Source organism: Staphylococcus sp. 11007852 (genome assembly GCF_011394325.1).
Lineage (GTDB): Bacteria > Bacillota > Bacilli > Staphylococcales > Staphylococcaceae > Staphylococcus > Staphylococcus agnetis.
Window position 1 is genome coordinate 89,208 of record NZ_JAANBJ010000004.1, and the last position, 20,022, is coordinate 109,229.

The 20,022-nt window shown below is 36.0% G+C and carries 15 protein-coding genes and 1 pseudogene; 3 read left to right on the top strand and 13 right to left on the bottom strand.

Annotation, left to right across the window (positions count from 1 at the left end; all coding sequences use genetic code 11):
• Positions 1–185: 185 nt before the first annotated feature.
• The 4 genes and pseudogenes from G8Y85_RS00915 to G8Y85_RS00930 all read right to left on the bottom strand — a co-directional run bounded on the left by G8Y85_RS00915 (position 186) and on the right by G8Y85_RS00930 (position 4,074).
• Positions 186–1,331, bottom strand: coding sequence for a serine hydrolase domain-containing protein (locus G8Y85_RS00915; protein WP_165805307.1), 1,146 nt, complete (start codon positions 1,329–1,331; stop codon positions 186–188).
• Between the two features lie 85 nt (positions 1,332–1,416).
• A complete protein-coding gene (locus tag G8Y85_RS00920) occupies positions 1,417–2,394 on the bottom strand; it encodes an ABC transporter permease (RefSeq protein ID WP_342448008.1) in 978 nt (325 codons plus the stop codon).
• Between the two features lie 314 nt (positions 2,395–2,708).
• A complete protein-coding gene (locus G8Y85_RS00925; protein WP_165805291.1) occupies positions 2,709–3,194 on the bottom strand; it encodes a DUF1648 domain-containing protein in 486 nt (161 codons plus the stop codon).
• 16 nt (positions 3,195–3,210) lie between these two features.
• Positions 3,211–4,074 (bottom strand): annotated as a pseudogene (locus G8Y85_RS00930) (fructosamine kinase family protein).
• A 158-nt stretch (positions 4,075–4,232) separates the two neighbouring features.
• On the opposite strand from G8Y85_RS00930, the gene G8Y85_RS00935 reads away from it, so the two are divergent.
• On the top strand, positions 4,233–4,898 hold the full coding sequence (locus G8Y85_RS00935) for an NAD(P)H-dependent oxidoreductase (RefSeq protein WP_165805292.1): 666 nt from the start codon (positions 4,233–4,235) through the stop codon (positions 4,896–4,898).
• Positions 4,899–4,993: 95 nt separating this feature from the next.
• On the opposite strand, the gene lip is transcribed toward G8Y85_RS00935, so the two are convergent.
• The gene (gene lip / locus G8Y85_RS00940) at positions 4,994–7,039 is read right to left on the bottom strand and encodes a YSIRK-targeted triacylglycerol lipase (RefSeq protein WP_165805293.1); all 2,046 of its coding nucleotides are present in this window, start codon (positions 7,037–7,039) and stop codon (positions 4,994–4,996) included.
• 451 nt (positions 7,040–7,490) lie between these two features.
• Here lip and nagE point away from each other — a divergent pair, with 451 nt between their 5' ends.
• On the top strand, positions 7,491–8,960 hold the full coding sequence (nagE, locus tag G8Y85_RS00945; RefSeq protein ID WP_103345170.1) for an N-acetylglucosamine-specific PTS transporter subunit IIBC: 1,470 nt from the start codon (positions 7,491–7,493) through the stop codon (positions 8,958–8,960).
• Between the two features lie 130 nt (positions 8,961–9,090).
• Here nagE and G8Y85_RS00950 read toward each other — a convergent pair whose 3' ends face one another.
• Both G8Y85_RS00950 and G8Y85_RS12475 read right to left on the bottom strand, forming a co-directional pair.
• A complete protein-coding gene (locus G8Y85_RS00950) occupies positions 9,091–10,578 on the bottom strand; it encodes a DUF6056 family protein (protein ID WP_165805294.1) in 1,488 nt (495 codons plus the stop codon).
• A gap of 30 nt (positions 10,579–10,608) precedes the next feature.
• Entirely contained in the window at positions 10,609–12,486 is a 1,878-nt protein-coding gene (locus tag G8Y85_RS12475) for a DUF5776 domain-containing protein (protein ID WP_165805295.1), read from the bottom strand.
• Positions 12,487–13,009: 523 nt separating this feature from the next.
• On the opposite strand from G8Y85_RS12475, the gene G8Y85_RS00960 reads away from it, so the two are divergent.
• Positions 13,010–15,175, top strand: a complete 2,166-nt coding sequence (locus G8Y85_RS00960; protein ID WP_103346490.1) for a bifunctional glycosyltransferase/CDP-glycerol:glycerophosphate glycerophosphotransferase — start codon at positions 13,010–13,012, stop codon at positions 15,173–15,175.
• 85 nt (positions 15,176–15,260) lie between these two features.
• Here G8Y85_RS00960 and G8Y85_RS00965 read toward each other — a convergent pair whose 3' ends face one another.
• Genes G8Y85_RS00965 through G8Y85_RS00990 form a run of 6 tightly spaced genes read right to left on the bottom strand, consistent with a single transcriptional unit; the run spans position 15,261 to position 20,004 of the window.
• Positions 15,261–15,965, bottom strand: a complete 705-nt coding sequence (locus G8Y85_RS00965) for an ATP-binding cassette domain-containing protein (protein ID WP_103346302.1) — start codon at positions 15,963–15,965, stop codon at positions 15,261–15,263.
• Positions 15,962–16,237 (bottom strand): ATP-binding cassette domain-containing protein, encoded by a 276-nt coding sequence (locus G8Y85_RS00970; protein ID WP_165805296.1) that lies wholly within the window; start codon positions 16,235–16,237, stop codon positions 15,962–15,964. The genes G8Y85_RS00965 and G8Y85_RS00970 overlap by 4 nt, the downstream gene beginning before the upstream one ends.
• On the bottom strand, positions 16,227–16,739 hold the full coding sequence (locus tag G8Y85_RS00975) for an ATP-binding cassette domain-containing protein (protein WP_165805297.1): 513 nt from the start codon (positions 16,737–16,739) through the stop codon (positions 16,227–16,229). Before G8Y85_RS00975 ends, G8Y85_RS00970 begins: the two co-directional genes overlap by 11 nt.
• 1 nt (position 16,740) lies before the next feature.
• The gene (gene nikC, locus G8Y85_RS00980) at positions 16,741–17,544 is read right to left on the bottom strand and encodes a nickel transporter permease (protein WP_103346301.1); all 804 of its coding nucleotides are present in this window, start codon (positions 17,542–17,544) and stop codon (positions 16,741–16,743) included.
• Positions 17,544–18,527: a nickel ABC transporter permease gene (gene nikB / locus G8Y85_RS00985; RefSeq protein WP_165805298.1), complete on the bottom strand. Its 984-nt coding sequence runs from the start codon at positions 18,525–18,527 to the stop codon at positions 17,544–17,546. The genes nikC and nikB overlap by 1 nt, the downstream gene beginning before the upstream one ends.
• Positions 18,517–20,004 (bottom strand): ABC transporter substrate-binding protein, encoded by a 1,488-nt coding sequence (locus tag G8Y85_RS00990; RefSeq protein ID WP_165805299.1) that lies wholly within the window; start codon positions 20,002–20,004, stop codon positions 18,517–18,519. Before G8Y85_RS00990 ends, nikB begins: the two co-directional genes overlap by 11 nt.
• Between the last annotated feature and the right edge of the window lie 18 nt (positions 20,005–20,022).

Below are 20,022 nucleotides of genomic sequence, written 5' to 3' on the forward strand. Positions count from 1 at the left end.
AATATATTATCCCTATTATATACCACGATGACGCAGTATATAAAACGCATCATTCTATGCAATAATATGACGTTAATCACACAATGATGATTTTATTGATAGTTACAATGTATCTTTTCTCTATTGAAAAACAACATAAAAAACTACCCACATAGACATCGACTTTGCGGGTAGTATAAGGCTATTTATAAGATTTTATTTTTTCTTTTTGGTTGTTGTAATATATCAAAAAAGATGTGTTTAATTTTATTTTCGTTCAAATTCGGTTTATGATTTTCATAATTTGTGGCTAGAACGACTGTAAAACGACCGTTAAAGTAAGCTGTAAATGTTTGTCCAAAAAACACACCATTAATGCGGTTAAAGTCTGGAAATACATAAAAACCATAACGGTAATTTTCTGGGTAACGTGAAGACTTAATTTCATGCAAATACGACTCTGTTTCTTGTGATGAAAAAACTTGGTTCGTTTGCAATTTTCGAATCATCTTGCCCATATCGTAAGGCGACATATATAAATTGCCCGCACCATAATACTGATCTAAAAACACGGGTTGTTTAAACACGGGGATATGATCACTTAATTTGTATCCTTTGGCCATATCTTTTTGATATCGGACATCATTATAAAACGCACTATGATTAAGATTGAACGGCTTGGCAAATGCTTTATAATAGTTTTCTGTATAACTTTTTTGCGTGACTTCTTCTACCACTTTCGCAAGCACAAGATAATTCGCATCGTTATAAAAATGTTTATGATACGTTTTAGGATTAATCCCTTTATCATGAATGGCTTGTACAGCATCGTCTAAATCCAAGATATCATGAGAGCCTTCATATCGATATAAACCACTACGATGTAACATCAAATCTTTTAATGTGATTTTTGGATTGGTTTCAAAATCAGGCAAATAGTCATCTACGAGATCATTAAGATGGATTTTACCATCTAATTCTAGTTTTTTAACCATCATCCCTGTAAAAAACTTTTGCGCTGACCCAATGAGATAAAGTGTATTAGGCCCATTCTTTTTACCGGCTTCGATATCTTGGAACCCATACCCTTTATTCATTTTCAACTCGCCATTGTCAAAAATGGCAATACCCCCATTAAAATCAGTCTTATTTAAATATTGATCAATCGTAGCATACGTGCTGTTATCTTGATCAACCATTGTTTTTAATCGCGGAATTTTATCCGATTTGATGCCATCTTTCGCATGTTGCTGGGTTATAAATTCTGTAAGGTGTTGTTCATGTTGGCGTTTGAAATAACGATAAATACTGGCACTACCTATCAAAATGACTAAAGCTACTAAACCTAACATTACTTTCTTTAATAAAGCTCTACTTCTATTTTTCACTCTACATTTTCCCTCTTTTTAACCTTTCAACAAAACACTCATTTTAACACTATTTGATAATATCGATAAGTTCTTTCTTAGAAGCTACACGTGCTGGAATCCATCCAAAAACAATCCCAATGAATGAAGATACACCAACAGCGAGTAAAACAGAACCCAAAGTGACTGAACTGCGTATATAGTCTGGCGTTAATGCATCCACGATAGACGCAATACTCATACCGATAACCAAACCAATCACGCCACCAATCAAGCATAGAATAATACTTTCTGTGAGAAATTGCAATTCAATATCTCTCCCCTTTGCTCCAAAGGCACGACGAATCGCGATTTCTTCTGTTCGTTCTGCGACTGAAATATACATTACATTCATCACACCAATACCTGCTATAAATAATGAAATGCCTGCAACTGCTGCCACAAAATAGGTAATGGCATCGAACACGTTATTGATATTTTTCATTAACGCTTCTAAATCTGTATATTGATATGTTCCATCTCCAACTGCCGATCCATTTTTGTTTAATTTATCTGCAACGGCATTACCAACTTCTTTTTTACTCATAGATTCTTGAAATGTCACTTCTAATTGCGGCAGTGATGATGTCAACGTAGGTAAGTATCGTTTTACTGTTTTTGTCGGAACTTGTACGAGATTTGGGGTCATAAACTCATCATGAATGCCCTTAACTGTAAATCCCATTCCATCGATATAAATCGTTTTTCCAATTGCATCGCCTTTGAATAAAGTGTCAACAACATCTGAACTAATCGTCGCCACACGCTCTGTCATGTCATTATCATCTTTTGTAAATGCTTGACCTTCTTCAACGTCTTTCGCGGAAGAGACTGGCTTAATCGCGATGTCTGTTTTTTTATTCGTGCTACTTGCTTTACTTGTTAAACCGTTCTCATCATTTGTTTTAATTTTGACGTCTTTAACCCCTTTAACTTGACGTGCCATATCTATATCAGTAGCAGTAAAAGGATTCGTATTCGCAACCTTACCTCTTCTTTTTGAATACACCCATTTAAAATATGAATGATGCGATCCGCTTGTGCCGCTCAGATTGTGATTTTAAGCCTACAATGGGGATTCGGATTGCAACTACCTGATATTAATATCGGGTCATTAAATATCCTTTCACCAGGAAATCCAATTTTAGAGGCGATAAGCATTCAAAATATTGTCTCGTCATGGTTATTTTGGGTATTGCTGTATTCAACGTGTCATCTATCAAAAAATGGGCGTGGGTTGCTGTAATCATTCATATGATTGTCTGTGTTCTATTGAGCATTTTTATGGTATAAATTTCCTCATTAAAAACGTCACAGAAACATTCAGTTCCTGTGACGCTTTTTTCGTTGTTTTTTAAATCCATAACTAATGAGAATGATGCTATAAATACATATTGAAACAATCGGTAACAATGTAAAAATTGCAGTGATATTGTGTTCGCCGTGTAATAGATGATGTAATTGATTCATATACAGCATCCAAACAGTGACATGTATGATACTAAAGAGTCCGGTAATAATGAATTGATGTGTGACGACCGGCTGTTTATCATTTGATAGTATATTGCGCAAAGTAGGTAGCGCATAGATTAAAAGCACCCCTATCTTCCAAATCAACACAAACACCACAGGTAACAGCCATAAATTCGCCTTATTCCCGAAAGCATCTGTATGACCTAAAAGCGTAAAATGCGTTCCAACCTGATCAGGCATTTTGTGATACATGAGACCTAAGTAACTCAGTGCAATCAACCATAATATGAAACATAAACCATTTAATACATTCATTAGATGTCTCTTGTTATTCATGATGCCTCACTCCGTTTTATATTGATGTTTTTGCAACAATTTGTTTCATGACTTTACGTACACTACCTGCATACATTGTCCCAAATTTCACAAGATGTACTAACAATAAATACAATTCGTAAAATTGAATGCGTGAACTCGCCCCTTCACTTAAAGGATAGGCCTCATGATAAGCGGCATAAAACGCTTCTGAAAAACCGCCAAATACTTTTGTTGCTCCGAGGTCAAATTCTCGATCCCCATATAATGGTGATGGGTCAAACAATGCAGGTGTCCCATCTGTTAAAAACATATAGTTGCCAGCCCATAAATCTCCGTGTAACAAGGATGGTCAACTCGTATGATGGCTTAACGTCTGCGACATGATGTCATACACTTTTTCAAACAATGCCAAATCTTCCTGAGTCATTAAATTTTGAGAGACGATCATGTGTTTTAATGGCATGATGCGTTGTTCTAAGAAGAGCGTCGCCCAATTATCAGTCCATGTATTATCGAAGCGATGGTCGCCTCCTTCACACGGGAGATGAAAGCCGAACCGTCCATTTTCACTTTCAGTACGATGTAATTTGGCAACGAGACGGCCTAAATCTTCTTGACGTCCAGACGTCCCTTCTTCGAGATAGGTTAATATTAAATAAGCGTCACCATCAACTTCCCCTTTTGCGATAACACGAGGCGCAGTAATACCCGCTTTTTCAAATGCTTCGAGTCCTGCAATTTCTGCTGCATAAAATTGTTCAGAACGGTTTGGTTGAATCAAAAGAAAATACGTTTCTTCTAACGTTTCTAATTTATATGCGTCATTGACATCTCCACCTGAAACTGGTGTGATGGCTGTGATGTCATTAAGTGGTAAAGATGTGCGCCATAAATCCATTTTCATTTGTATCATCCCTTCTTATCCCTTTTGTATTTAAGTTACCCGTATAGTATGACAATCACTTATACCGTTATGTTTATGAAACACTTCATTTTAAATTAAAGTATATCTTTTCTATACTTTAAGTATGATTACTTAAAAGGAGCGAATATTAAATGAAAGATGTACAACAACGTGTGCTCGATGCCTATCATTTTCGTCATGCCATACGGCAATTTGATCCTGTTAAAAAAATAAGTGAAGACGACATGCATACCATTTTAGAAACGGGCCGCTTATCCCCGAGTTCCCTAGGATTAGAGCCTTGGAAATTTCTAGTTATACAAAATAAAGATTTGCGTGAAGCCCTTAAACCTTATTGCTGGGGCGCACAAAAACAATTGGATACTGCGAGTCACTTTATTCTTATTTTAGCACGTAAAAATGTTCGACCACAAAATGATTATGTCCGTCACATGTTAGAAGTCATTCATCAAATGTCACCAGAAATGGCACAACAAAAATTAGACGCCACTTCTAAATTCCAAAATGAAAGTAATGATTTATATCAAAATGAGCGTACTTTACTGGATTGGGCTGGTAAACAAACTTATATCCCACTCGGTAATATGATGACCACTGCCGCAATGTTAGGTATAGATTCTTGTCCTATGGAAGGATTTTTATATGAAGAGGTCGCTCAACTTTTAAGGGATAAAGGATATATCCATACAGATGATTATTATCCGTCTGTCATGGTCGCTTTTGGTTGTCGTCTTGACGACCCCACTCGTAAAAAAACACGACGTACATTCAATGATGTCGTTCAATGGATTGATTAAACATAATAACCTCATACTTATACGAAAACCTTCAAATTTTATCATTTTGAAGGTTTTCGCATGTGTTACTTTAAATTCGTCATTCATTATCATTTCTAGACTCTTTCGGCCTTTTCAATACGCATTAAATAATCTGTAATCGAATCATAGAAATTGGTTAATTCTAATGCAGTGTGTTTCGTATCTAAGGCATCATTTCCGATAAAGTCGCTATGATCCCAACCTTTCATGGTCGGCATCACTTGCCACGTCCCTTTATGAAGGTCTGATTTTTCATCTACGTTAATATTGTCTTCGTCAGATGGATGTTGTGAAGAAATCTCAGATACTAATCCATCATTTGGACGCCATAATACGTCAGCGACACTTCCAATATAATTACCTGTTAGTATTTTTGTAAATTCCATTCCTAAATCTGCGATATGTTTGCCCAATTGTGTCTCATGCGTTGCAACACCTGTGTATGTTTTATAGTAAACATTTGGGTTCAGCTCTGTTTTTTGATTGATTTTTTCTGCCCCTTCTCGTGTTAAATCATAAAGCCCTGTATCTTCAGAATCCCAAATTTTACTTTCTGCAATACGCTTATTATAATCGGTTAATGATTCACCATCTTTACGCTTAAACCCCCAGTGGTCCATACCAAAGTCAATCGTTCCTAAATGACTCGACATTTGCGCAAAAGAATATAAAATATTACGAATCGTAGGCGTGTTACCAATATCATCAGAGGCATGTGTCCCATTATGTGGCGTTGCAATTGTTGTAATTGACGTGACCATACCATCGTGACCACCTTTAAATAAATCGCTGATGACACCACCATGTTGTTTTTGATACGCGATTTCAGCAGCATCACCAAAACGCAAATAATGTTCTAATAAACGAATCGTTTGGCCTCCCATACTATGTCCGATAAAATGTACAGGATTTCCTGGTTTCCAGTCCTTTAAAACACCTTGATACGTTTTACCATAGCGATCATGGCCAAATTTCGCAGAATGTGCCGCCCCGTAATCTACACGTCCACCTTTTAAATAATAATAAAGTTCTACCGCACGTTCATGATTGCTCGCAAGCGCACTGACACTCGCTTCATATGTTTCATACCCTGCTTTACGCAAATGATTTTGTAAGTTCGCTTTTGTACCACCCCAATAATTTTCACCTTTAGCTGCAACTTCTCCTACAAATCCAGTAAAGCCATGAACAAATACAAATGGATCTTTATTCTTAGGTTTTTCTGGGTTTTGAACAGCCTCTGGTGCTGCTTTGACCGTTGGCTTTTTGTCGCCAGCTTGTTGTGTGACGTTATTTTGCGTTGTTGCCGATTTCACTTTTGGTGCTTCTACTTGTGTCGGTTGCGCCGTCATTGTTTTGTCATTTTGGGTTGACACTGAATCTTCAGTCGCAGCGCTTTTTTCATCCTTTTTGTCTTGCGTTGTTGTAGCTGCATGCGGGTCATTGATGATTTTATGGCTAAATTCACGATCTATTGATGGTGGTGTTGTCACTTTAGAAGCAGATTTAGTTTCATGGTGTTCTACGTTAGACGTAGGACGTTCAACAGATTGAGCTTCCGTTTCTACTGATTTATGTGGTTCATCTGACTTTTGAGTAGTTGATGACTGTGGTACTGACGTCGTCGCCTGTATCGCTGATTGCGGATGTTGCTGTGCTTTATCAACTACCGGTGTCTCATGTGCATGACGTGAAGGTTGAACCACTGTTTGAGGTTGTTGCGTTGATGTCACATCCGTCGCAGGTTGACCTTTTGCTTCTGTTGTTGAAGGTGAAACTGCTTTTGTAGTCATTGGCGTTTCTACCTTAGAGGCATCAATATGTTCAGATGAAGCTGTATGTAAAGATGCCGTTTGAGTCTTATGCATGGATGATGCTGGTTGTGTTGTTTGTGTGCCTTCTATTGTTGGTGCTACTTGTGATGTCGTTTCATGTGCTTCTGCCGCGCCCCCTCCGATGACAAATACAAATGATGCGACCATTACTGAAGCCGCGCCAAACGCCGACTTACGAATTGAAAATGTGTGATGTTGTTTTGTTTCTTTCATTAAACCAATCCCTTCAAAAGTAAAAGTAGCTCCCCACTTCGGCGAGTTTAAAAGTAGTCTACCAAATTTCAATTAAAATATTGTAAAGTTGCCTAACTGTTAAATTTGTGTGCTTAACTGTTGAAAATCACTATTTCCTCCAAACAGTTACGCATATTTTTTGCCTAACTGTCAAAACACATTTCCTAAGTGTTCAATTGCACGCTAACTTACCAATTTTAAATATAAAAACATAAAGTCAGTGTTTAATGAATCGTATATATTTCTTGTCTTCATAGCTTTGTCACTGATCTGCTTATTGCATAAAATACGTTCAAACATTATCGAGGCTATTATCTTTGTCCCATTTGATACTTATACATATTAGGTTAATGTCTTCCTGCATGTTTAATTATCCACAATATTACAAATTTGCATATTTTGTATCATGCCTCTATCTAATTTGAAAGCGCTATTATATAATGATTGTGCTTATCAATTGAGCTTGATAGGACTTCATATTTTAGGAATAGAAGGTGTACATATGCTTAACTTTTTACAACGCATCGGTAGATCCTTAATGCTACCTGTTGCTGTCCTTCCTGCTGCTGCTATTTTAATAGCGATTGCAAACACCATCGCAGCGTTTACAAATAATACAAATGCTGCGTATACGTTCTTTTTCAATGCAGGGATGGGTATTATTGGTCAATTAGGATTGCTTTTTGCCATTGGTGTCGGACTTGGTATGGCTAAGAAAAACGACGGTGCGGTAGCGCTGGCCACGGTCGTCGGGTTTTTTACGGTGACAACGTTACTCAAACCCGAAAATGTTGCAGCCTATTTGAACATCGCTGTTAAAGATGTCAATGCCGGTTTTGCAAATATTAACAATGGGAACGTGTTTATCGGTATTTTGGTCGGTTTAATTGCCGCATATGCTTATAATAAATTTGCTTCAACTGAACTTCCGACCGCATTATCTTTTTTCAGTGGGAAACGACTCGTCCCAATTATGACCGCTTTGTTCAGTGTTATATTGGCAGGACTTTTATTATTTGTGTGGCAATTTGTATATTCTGGTTTAGTGAATTTTGGTGAATTTATATTAGGTCTTGGCCCTATTGGTGCAGGCCTATATGGTTTCTTTAACCGCTTACTGATCCCAACAGGATTGCACCATGCATTAAACGCCGTATTTTGGTTTGACGTTGCAGGTGTAAACGATATTGCAAATTTCCAAAGTCAAAAAGGAACTGAAGGTATTACAGGGCGCTATATGGCGGGCTTTTTCCCGATTATGATGTTTGGCGTGCCAGCAGCTGCACTTGCGATGTATCATACAGCTGACTCTAAAAACAAAAAACAAGTCGCTAGTTTAATGTTAGCAGGCGCAATTTCTGCTTTTGTTGTAGGGATTACTGAACCTATTGAATTTGCGTTTATGTTTGTTGCGCCACAGTTATATGTCATCCATGCCTTTTTAACTGGTTTGTCGTTATTTATCGCGGCAACTTTCCAATGGACAGCTGGTTTTTCATTCAGTGCGGGCTTAATCGATTATATTTTATCTTTAATTAACCCAATCGCCCACACACCATTGATGCTTATACTGCAAGGTCTAGTATTTTTCGTCTTGTATTACGTCATATTCCGTTTTATGATTGTTAAATTTAACATTAAAACACCTGGACGTGGTACAGAAATACCTGATCCCGAAGTGAATTTAACGGCAAATGAAACACATGCGCATCAAACAAAATACTTTCAAACCGCTTCTGACATTCTTGAAGGGCTTGGAGGACATGAAAACATTGTATCACTCACCAATTGCGCAACACGTCTCCGCTTAGAATTACATGATACAACCCTTATGAATGAAGCAAAAATAAAGTCAGCAGGTGCTGTCGGCATTATGAAAAATGGTAAACATCAAGCTCAAGTCATCATAGGTACACACGTACAACAAGTTGCTGACGAAATGGAAGTTCAAATGGAACACCATAAGAAATAAAAAAACGAAGGATTAGGGACATAATTCCTAGCCCCAATAGAATACAAATGAAAAACACCACAAAATCCCATTCAAAGGATCTTTGTGGTGTTTCTATTACGGAACTGATACCTTATGTCATAGCCTCTTTTTATGAGTCTTTCCCAACTTTAGGTGGGAATTCGAGTTTTATATTTTGAGGTATTTCATAGTACTCTTTAAATATTCTTTTCCGGCGCTCCGTTTCAGGTGAAGATCGTTGCATGTAATCTTCAAAAGGTAGACGTTTCATATAATACGTTTTAAGTTTAGGATTTTCAGTAGTAGCATGATGAATTTTTGCAATTCTTGTGTGATCAGAAATTGCAATAATTAAAAACATGATGATATATATACTTGAGAAAGTAATTGCAAAAATTTTAATAAGCCCCTGCCATTGTGGTCCTTCGAAAAACAAATATCGGTATATTAAAAACGCCACCATCACAAATATAATAAATACTGAATAAAAGTTACGTGGTCCAATCGGTTGAACAATTAATAATGGTGCAACCATTATTGGAATTGTAACAAATAATAAAACTATGTACGTCTTTAAACGTTTTGGTACGGATGTATAACACGTTGCCACAATGAGCACACTATAAAATAAAATGGCAATTGTAAAATCCAAGAGTGCAATGGATGTTTCATGTAATTTTAAATTCAAATCAAATGGTATACGTATAAAAAATGTATAAATAGGTGCACTCGCAAGTCCTACAAACAAACTCCATTTAATTACAAGTGATATGTCACTACGATAAAGGAGTATGCCTAATAATATAGCGACAATCAATAATATTAAAATAGATTGATAAATGATATGTTCAGGAAATTGCGTTAAGAACGTTTTTAATATTCTATTTAACAACCCTTCCTCTTTGTTGCCCACTTTTTGATAATCAGACTGTCCACTAAAAATTTTGACATATTGTGGATTGATAAACATTATAATAGCGCCTAATACTGAACTAATTAAAGCGATTAAAAATTGTTTTAAATGTTTCCTATATTGTACATAATAGACTAGTGTCGCAATCAAAATAATTCCAACGTTAAACAATGTCATACTCTCCATGAACCATTGCCCTAATAAAGCAGTGATCATCAAAATTACCATTTCCCACCATAACAATGTTTTATGATACATCAATTTAACACAATACCTTAATATGACAAGCGAGGCAAAAGTAGCAGGTACATAATTGTAAAAACCTGCAAACCATCCATAAATTTGACTATAAATCGTCGCAGGTATGCATAAAATCAAGGTAAACAGAACTAATAAATGGTAGCTAGGCTGGCGATCTTCCCCCAAAATATCATCTGCACTCTTTTGAATAATTAGTAATATACCTATCGAAAATAAAACATAGATGACATAACGAAAAGGTGGGATTCTCGTCGCAATAACTTCAAATGTATTGCCCAAATATCGACCATTCAATGTCGCATAAAATGAATTTAACATTTCTGTACCGTATGATGTTGCCCATTCTAAATCATCATGTGTTAAGGGAGTCAACACACTCATCACAAAATAGAAAAATATAATTGGTACCAAAATACGATAACGTAGTACACGTTCAAGCATCATTCAGATTCGCTTCCTTCTAACACTATATTTCTATACTTCTTTAACAAAATTTTTGTTTGCAGTAAGATATTCGCCATTAATAGTTTTTATTCTCGGAGTATGGTTAGAAGTGTAAATAAGCGTTTCAACCTCAAATCTTTCCCCGACTTTTATGCTACGAATCGGCTCATTTTTAAATGAACGATCCGTATATAATTTGCATTTTTTGATTACTTCTACAAATTGTGGCCGTTCTGTCATATACACCGTCGCATCAACAGATTGAAGCGGTTCAATAAAGTCAATATTGGCCGTTAAAATATGTCCGTCTATTGTTTCTAACCGTGGTATACCATTTGAAGAATTTGTAACTCCTTTAATTTTAAAAAACGTACCCGGTTCTACCACAGATATCATAGTATTAAAGTCAACATCTTGGTACAATTTTATTTTTTTTAAAACAACTACTTTTTCAGGAGCATGTTTAAAATAACGTTTATCCCCAATTTTAATACTATCTAGTGGAGAAAATTCAACTTTAAAAGCTTTTCTTTTCATAACATTTTCTGTTTGCGTAGAGGGGTATGTGGCAAAAACCATTTCTGTATCATACTTTAAATAATCAATAGCAATATTGAATGGTATCTCTGTGTGGAATTGTAATGCTTCAGATGGGATATAAATTTTATTGCCTTTTAAACTATAGGGAATTACCATTTCGTTTATATCATTACGCACCTCTACTGCTCTCACACCTCTAATTGACACGTTTTCCGGTTTAAATACCTCTATCACTTCAAATTTTTCACCATTTGATATCTGTGTTCCTTGATATACAGGGTAACATAGGACTTCTATCGTAGGGAATACTCTATTTGAAGTATCAATGTGTACGATTCCATTTTCAATATATCGAGAAAATGTATCATCTTCCACCAACGTTTTCACGAAGTTTTCAAACTCGTAAATTTGATTTTCCTTAAAAAATTGGTAAGCAACTTTATACTTTTCAATCGTAAAAAGTGCATCCATAGGTATTCCTGTTTCTTCGATCAAATCACACGCTTTTTTAAATAATTCATAAAAATCATTTTTATTTGGAGCTTTATTAAAAGTTTTAGTAAAAAAGAAGCGGCTCATAAAATCTAATTCCATAAACCTTGAAACAGCATACATCTTTGCTACATAAGGTATATTTAGATTAATGATTTCTTTTAATAAGCTATAGTTGATTTTAGCTTTTTCAAAGGGTGTAGTTGACTTTACTAAAGAAATATTTTGGCTATAACGATTAACATGATATACAGGTAAAGTAGTCATTGTCGCTGACGCTGCTTTCGATATTAATTCAATAAAAAATAATTTGTCTTCCCCATATTTCCAATGCTTAAATTCTAATTTATGATTTTCAATAAGTGCTTTTTTAAAAATTTTACCCGGTGGACCTACAGCACGAAAAACTTTTTCAATTTCATAAGGTATAAGTCCTGATAAATTGTCGTAAGATTGGAATCGTGCAACTTGAGAGATAGATTTATCGGTATGTTTGAACGTTCGTCCAAATCCAATATCTGAATCGTCTATCTTGACTCGTTCAACAAATTCAGTAAAATATTCATGATCTAACCAATCATCAGCATCTAAAAATGTAAGGTACTCCCCTTGAGCTTGCTCCATACCTATGTTACGTGGTACTGCTGGGCCACCTGTATTTTCTGAGAGTTCAACACATCTTATCATTTCATATTTTGATTCATAGCGCTTTATAATTTCCAAGGAACCATCTGTTGAGCAATCATCTACAAATATAGCTTCAACAGATGCGTGATTTTTCAAGTGAACTAATGATTCGATGCAACGTTCCAAAAATGATGCTTTATTATATACAGGTATAATAACTGAAATTAATTTTCCCACATTTTCACCCACAATTTTGATATTTTTTTAATTTTACCAAAGCTATTAACTTATTAACAACTCTTATCCTCTATTTGAATTTTTTTATAATTTCAATTTGGATATTAATATTAAAGTCATTCATATTTTGAGATACGAAAAATGACTTTATAAATTAGGTATGTATTAAACTTCGATACAACCAAATAAACTCAGGAGTTCAGAGTCTCCTTTTCACACTTATCTTTAGATTCAAATTATACAATTTAATCCAATTCACAAAACAAAAATAATTAACAACAGATTTTTAAGTCTTTTGTTATATTTAAACATATATAAAATGTTATTAAAAACCAATCCCTCCCACTAGCAACTATGTTTACGATTATATTTTATTAAATGCAACCTATAATTAGTATACCAACAATCATTCAAATAAATTTTATCGAACGTATAATCTATATATTGTATATAGGAAAGGATAACCGCTATTTTATATCTTTAATAAATGCTATAATACGAAAGAATTAGTATTGCAAAGAGAGGATGATTCTTTATGAATGCACTATCAATAATAGTGCCATTCTATAACTCAGCAGAGTATATAGAGTCGTGTATTGACTATTTGAAACGCCAACGAAACCAATCATTTGACCTTATTTTTATCAATGATGGTTCTACGGATAACAGTGAACAATTAATGAAGGATGCGCTTAAGGATTACGATAAGGAAATTAAATATGTAAAATTAGACAAAAATCATGGCCATGCGCATGCCAGAAACGTGGGTTTAACACACGTAGAAACACCTTACTTTATGTTTGTAGATGCTGACGACAAATTAGCGACATATGCAGTCAATTTTTATCTTAAGCATTTGAATGGTTTGGATGGTTTAGTTGCTCCAATTCATGAATTTAGCCTTAAGATGCCTCAATTTGTTGATCAAGATCGCGTACAAGTTCAATATTTTGATACAAAAAGTAATCCCAATTCATTTTTAAGAAAACATACAGCTTGTAACATTATTTTTAGAACCGGAATTGTTAAAGCTCATAATATTCAATTCAACGAATCATTGAAAGTATATAGCGATTGGTCGTTTATCCTTGAATACGTTCAATATGTACACAACTTTGTACGTATCACACACTTCCCATTTTACTTTAAGGGAGAAGTTTACGATCCTTTTGAAACGAATACATTATCTGAACAAAGTTTCGACATTTTATTTGAAGACTATGTAAACAGTTTTATCGATGCATTATCCCGAGTAAAAAAAGGACCTGTGCGTGCTTTCATTAAGGAAAAGATGATTCAAAAATTGCATCAAGATTTTATGCCAAATCTAGATGAAACACCACGTCGCAGTCAATTGCATACTGAAGCGCTTATTAAGGTTGCACGTCACTTAAATGTCGCAATCATCACTGAGAAAAAGTTGCTCTTCGGATTAGAAATGCTAGCATTTGCTCTAAGAAAACCCGAACTTGCTTTGCGAATTAACAAATTTCGCTTTATCACGCGTCATGCCAAACGTATTGCATTACGACAAAAAGGAAAAGAACGTTCTGAGTATTTCTTAACAGATAAAGAAGAGAACGTTAATGATAAAACAGTTATCTTTGAATCATTTGGTGGTAAAAACTATAGTGATAGTCCAAAATATATTTATGAATATATGCAACATCATTATCCCGAATTAAATTACAAATGGATACTCAAAGACCCAGAAAATTGTCAGCTTCCTGGCAGTGCATCTAAAGTAAAAAAAGATACTAAAGCTTATTATAATGCATACTCAGAAGCAAAAGTTTGGGTGTCAAATGCACGTATCCCATTGTTTTTAAATAAGAAACCAAATCAAACCTACGTTCAAACTTGGCATGGTACACCTTTAAAACGTCTAGCTAATGATATGAAAGTCGTACGTATGCCAGGTACAACAACATCTCTTTACAAACGAAACTTTAATAAAGAAACATCGCGTTGGGATTATTTAATTTCACCGAACCGTTATTCATCTGAAATATTTAGATCGGCATTTTGGATGTCTCAAGAAAACATTTTAGAAATTGGCTATCCTAGAAATGACATCTTAGTAAACCGCGCAAAAGATGAACAACTTCACAAAGAAATCAAAGAAGAATTGAATATTCCAGAAGGTAAAAAAATCGTCATGTATGCTCCAACATGGCGTGATGACGAATTTATTAAAAAAGGAAAATACACATTCGAATTAAAAATTGATTTGCCTAAACTTCAAGCAACCCTTGGCGACGACTATGTGATTTTATTACGTATGCATTATTTAATTGCGAATGCAATTGATTTAAATGGTTACGAAGATTTTGCAATTGATGTATCTCACTATAATGATATTTCTAGACTATATTTAATTAGTGATGCATTAATTACAGATTATTCTTCTGTAATGTTTGATTATGGTATATTGAAAAAACCCCAATTTTTCTTCGCTTACGATATTGAAAAATATGATAAAAATTTGCGTGGTTTCTATATTGATTATCACAAAGATTTACCAGGTCCTATTTATACAAAAGCGGATGAACTGATTGAAGGTTTAAAACAATTAGATGATATTAAATCTCAATACGCTCCAAATATTGACGCGTTTTATAATCGCTTTTGTTCCATCGAAAACGGTCAAGCGTCTAAAATTATTGGAGATATGATTTATAAAGACATCATGAAAAAGTAAAATTAATAGGTTAAACCACAAGCGGGTGACGTGTTTTAGCACAAATCAAAACGGCTCTAAATTCAAATGAATTTGAGCCGTTTTTTTATTTTATTGGTGGCGGGTCATAAACTTCAATGAATCTTTTTGTTGTCATGCTTCGCGATGCGTGAAACATGTCGTCAATATGAAAATCATCAACACAATAACCATCTTCTAATACAACGAAGCGCTCAACGCACTGTGATAAAAAAGCAAGGTCATGTGAGATGATTACGAGCGTTTTGCCCGTGTCGTTATGATATTTGTTCAAATGCTTTATCATATCTTGTTCAACTAATACATCGACATTCGCAGTGATTTCATCACAAACAATTAAATCGGGTTCAACAATCATTGTGCGTATCATATTCAGGCGTTGTAATTGTCCCCCACTCACCTCATAAGGATACCGTCTCATAATATCCGACGATAATCCAAATTGCTGAATATAATGCATACATCGTTCATGAACACTGCTTTGTCGCGTTGGTGCTAAAATATGTGTTTCTTCTAAAGAATCACCAAGTGTTCGTTTCGCATTAAAGGCCAATGACGCTTGTTGAAAAATCGGCAAGCGTATTTGAAGGTCATGGTGAATAACGCCTTCCGTCGGTCTTTGTATGCCAATAAGCAGGTCTCCTAAAGACGTTTTGCCCGAGCCACTCTCACCGATAATGCCAATTTTTTCACCATCTTTAATCGTTAAATTGATGTGACGTAAACGCCATTGCGCTGTATCACCTAAAGAAACATTTTTAAGTTGAATCACCGAACTTGCCCCCTTTGAATCGCGTGACGGTATTGGAACAATTGTGAGACTAGTGGATGTTCGTGTGCACGATTAAATGTTTTATACGGTCCCGAAGCCACGATTTTACCTTGATCGATAATATACAGATCATCACACAACTGTGCGACATGCGCCAAATCATGTGTGATGATGACTAGCGTAACATCATGCTTTTCAACTAAATGTTGAAGTAATTGAATGATCCGTGCGCCACTTACTACGTCTAACGAAGCTGTGGGCTCATCTGCCAATAATCATTTCAGGTTCTAACATCATGACACTTGCGATTGCTAGACGCTGTAATTGCCCACCAGACAACATAAATCGATAGCGTTTTTTTAAATTTAATTCACCTAAACCTACCCACTCCAATGCTTGTTGTATTTTACGTTGTGCGTCAATTTTTGAACTAGGTTTATGGTAGCGATAGAGTTGCTCTAATTGTTTATCTAGCGTGGTGTGATCGTTAAATGTATATAAATAATCTTGACTTACATAACCGATATGCTTACCTAACAATGATTTCAAATCTGTCATATCCGTTGTATGATATTGGAACGCCACATGCTCAATATGCATCGATGATGGTAATTGATGAAATAAGGATTTCGTAAATAATGTTTTACCTGAGCCACTTGGACCTATTAATGCGGTCACACGGTTTTGACGTACAATGAAGTCAGAGATGTCGAGATAACGTTTGGCGTTTTGTGTGACGATAAGTTGTTTAACTTTCAAATGAATCGCAGTCACTTTAATGTCGCTCCCTTTCAAAATAATCTCTTAAAGCATCACCTGTAAGTTGGAAAAGCAGTATCGTTACAGTGATACATAATGCTGGTGCCAATATCATTAGTGGTTTTGATGTCATATAATCTCTACCAGCATTTAACATTGCTCCCCATTCAGGTGTTGGCGGTTGCGCACCAAGCCCAAGAAATGACAGCGCCGAAATGTATAACATGATCTTCCCAAAATCAACAATGGCAATAACGAGCATTGATGAAAAGATGTGTGGACACATATGCTGGGTGAGAATTTTCCAATGCGGTACTTGTAATAATTGTGCCATTTGTACATACTGCGCACGATTTAAACCGGCCACGATTTGACGGGTCAATCGTGTATACATCATCCATCTTAATAACGCCATCGCGATGACTAAATTCCAAATATTAGGTGTTAAAAAACTCGCCATCGCAATCATTAAAATAAATTCTGGTATTCCTAAACCAATATCGACGATACGCATAACTAACGTATCCACTTTACCACCCAAATAACCTGAAATCAGACCTAAAGGCACACCGATACATACACTCAACATCAGTGTGAGTAAACTAACAATTAACGTTTGACGTGCTCCAATAACGATTCTTGTAAAAAGATCTCGTCCATAATCATCTGTACCTAGTAAATGCGACACACTCATCGGTTCAAAAATATGATTAAGTTGCACGTCATATGCCGTTTTCGGATCCACTAGAAACTGCGCAATCACAATGGCGCTGACATAGCCCAATAAAATCCATACTATTTTAGGTATTGCATGTCGCATTACATCCCCTCCTTATGCATAACGTCTATATGATGTTTTGAGGTTTTAACATGCGATTGACGTCGTTTTGGATCTAATTTTGAAACGACATAGTCACCAGCGGTATTACTGAACACTACAACGACACCTAAACATAATACAATGCCTTGAATTACAGGATAGTCGTGCGCGCGAATGCTCTCCATCAAAAATTGTCCTAAACCTGGGATGCCAAAAATATTTTCAATGACCACTGTGCCACCTATGAGGCTCCCCATTGATAATGCAAGCATCGTTATGACTGGGATTAATGTGGGTTTGAGAACGACATGCACTAAAATAAACCATTCGGACACGCCTTTAAAACGCGCCATTTCAACTTCTCTACTTTGGTATAGCGACAATAGAGTTATTCTAATTAACCGCACGTAATAAGCACACATACTTACACTCAATGCCGTCACGGGTAAAATCAAATGCAATGGTGATGAAAATCCTGCAATAGGTAACCATTGTAGGCGAACCGCAAATACATATAATAGTAAAATCGCTAAGAAAAACGAGGGAACACTGACCGCTATCGACGTCCCTATACGTATCGTATAGTCCAACGTCCGTTGATGATGCCAAGCAGCAGCAATCCCAAGTGGTAGAGATATACATAACACGACAAAAATTGTAAGTAGCGCTAATAGTATTGTCGGTGGTGCATATTGTAAAATCGCTGACATGACATCTGCACCCGTTTGGTAACTGCGTCCAAAATCAAATCGCACAATATGACCTAACCATGAGCGGTACTGGAGTAGAAACGGTTGATTTAAGCCGTGTGCGCGTTGCATATGATCTAATTGTGCTTGAGATACATGAACGTCATTTGCATATAATTGTTGACTAATAGGATCACCAGGCGTGATTTTCATTAGAATAAATGTGATTGTAGATAGCACCCATAAAATCAGAACCATATGTATGAAGCGATGGCGTAACAATTTATTTATCATGATCGATGGCCACCTTTTCATCAATAAGTACAATGTCGTTCGGCGTTGTTTTCAAATGATGTACATGCGCACTTAAAGCATGAATCGTATCATTGTATGAAATATAGCTATTTGGCACTGCAAGTTGAGATTTTTGAATAATTTCATTCGATAATTGATTTCTTTCTCGATGTTGTACCGTATGGTTCAATTGATGTATTAATGTCGCAATTTCACCATTATGATAACCGCCTTTATTAATGCCCCCTTGTTTTAAATAGGCTTGATTAAAAAAGTAACCGGTATCTCCCCGAGGATATGTCCCTATACTATAAAGCGAGGCATCCCATTGTTGTTTATGACTGAGAAAACTTTCAATATCATCCACTTGGCGTAAATGAATATGAATATATGCTTTTCGAGCATCAGATTGTAGTACTTGTGCAATTTTTGAAAGTTCAGGTCGCCCATCATAAGTCATCACGTTAATGTCAAGCGGATGTGCATTGCTATAACCGGCGCGTGCCATTATGTGACGTGCAGCTTCAATATTTTGTTTTGGGCTTTCTTTATGTGAAATAAAATCCAAATGTGAATTAAACGGACCGTTAGCCGGCGTGGCATAACCATGTGACATTGCCTTAACAATGCCGTCTCGATTTATCACCTTATCTATGGCCTGTCGTACAGAGTATGTCATTTTAGCACTCTCATGGTTATAGAGCACCATTTGAGTCCGATAGCCACTCACATGTTGCACGCGTATAGCTTTATTTGTTTTTAAACGATCGACATTCGTCGCAGGCACATCTGTAATGACATCCGTTGCCCCTGCTTCTAAATGATTCACCCTTGTGAGTCCATCTTCTTGATACGTCACGCGAATACCTTTAAGTTTTGGCTTACCGTTCCAATAATGGCGATTCGGCTTTAGCGTCATCCCTTTTGATGGAGTATATGAAGTAATCTCATAAGGCCCTGTCCCAATCGGGTGTTGCGCAACATTCTCAGTTGCCTCCGTGTCATAAATTGCAGAAAATGGACTTGCCAATTCAGAAATTAATTGTGGATAAGGTTCTGACGTTGTAATCGTTAATGACTGCCCGTCCGAGGAAATATGTTTCACAGGCAATGTTGATTTTAATAAGTCTCCTTTGGCTAGTGCTTGTTCTAAACTATGCTTAACTTTTTCTCCAGTTAAACGTACGCCATTTTGGAAATATATGTGAGATTTTAAAGTGAGTTTAAGCGTATGTGGTGTCACTTGTTGATAATGTTTGACTAAATGAGGTTGAATGGTGCCATTATCTGTGACTTTAAAAAGTGTTTCAGTCGCCCCCATTTTGACCGATGCATCGGATTCATAAGGTGCGATATGGGTTGTTTTAAGTGGAAGTTCTACATCTAAAATATCGTCTTCCGCTTTTGACTGCATGCCACATCCTGCTACTAAAACAGGACATAAACACGCAACCAAAAACTTCTGTTTACCAATCATATGTCGTGCCTTCTTTCG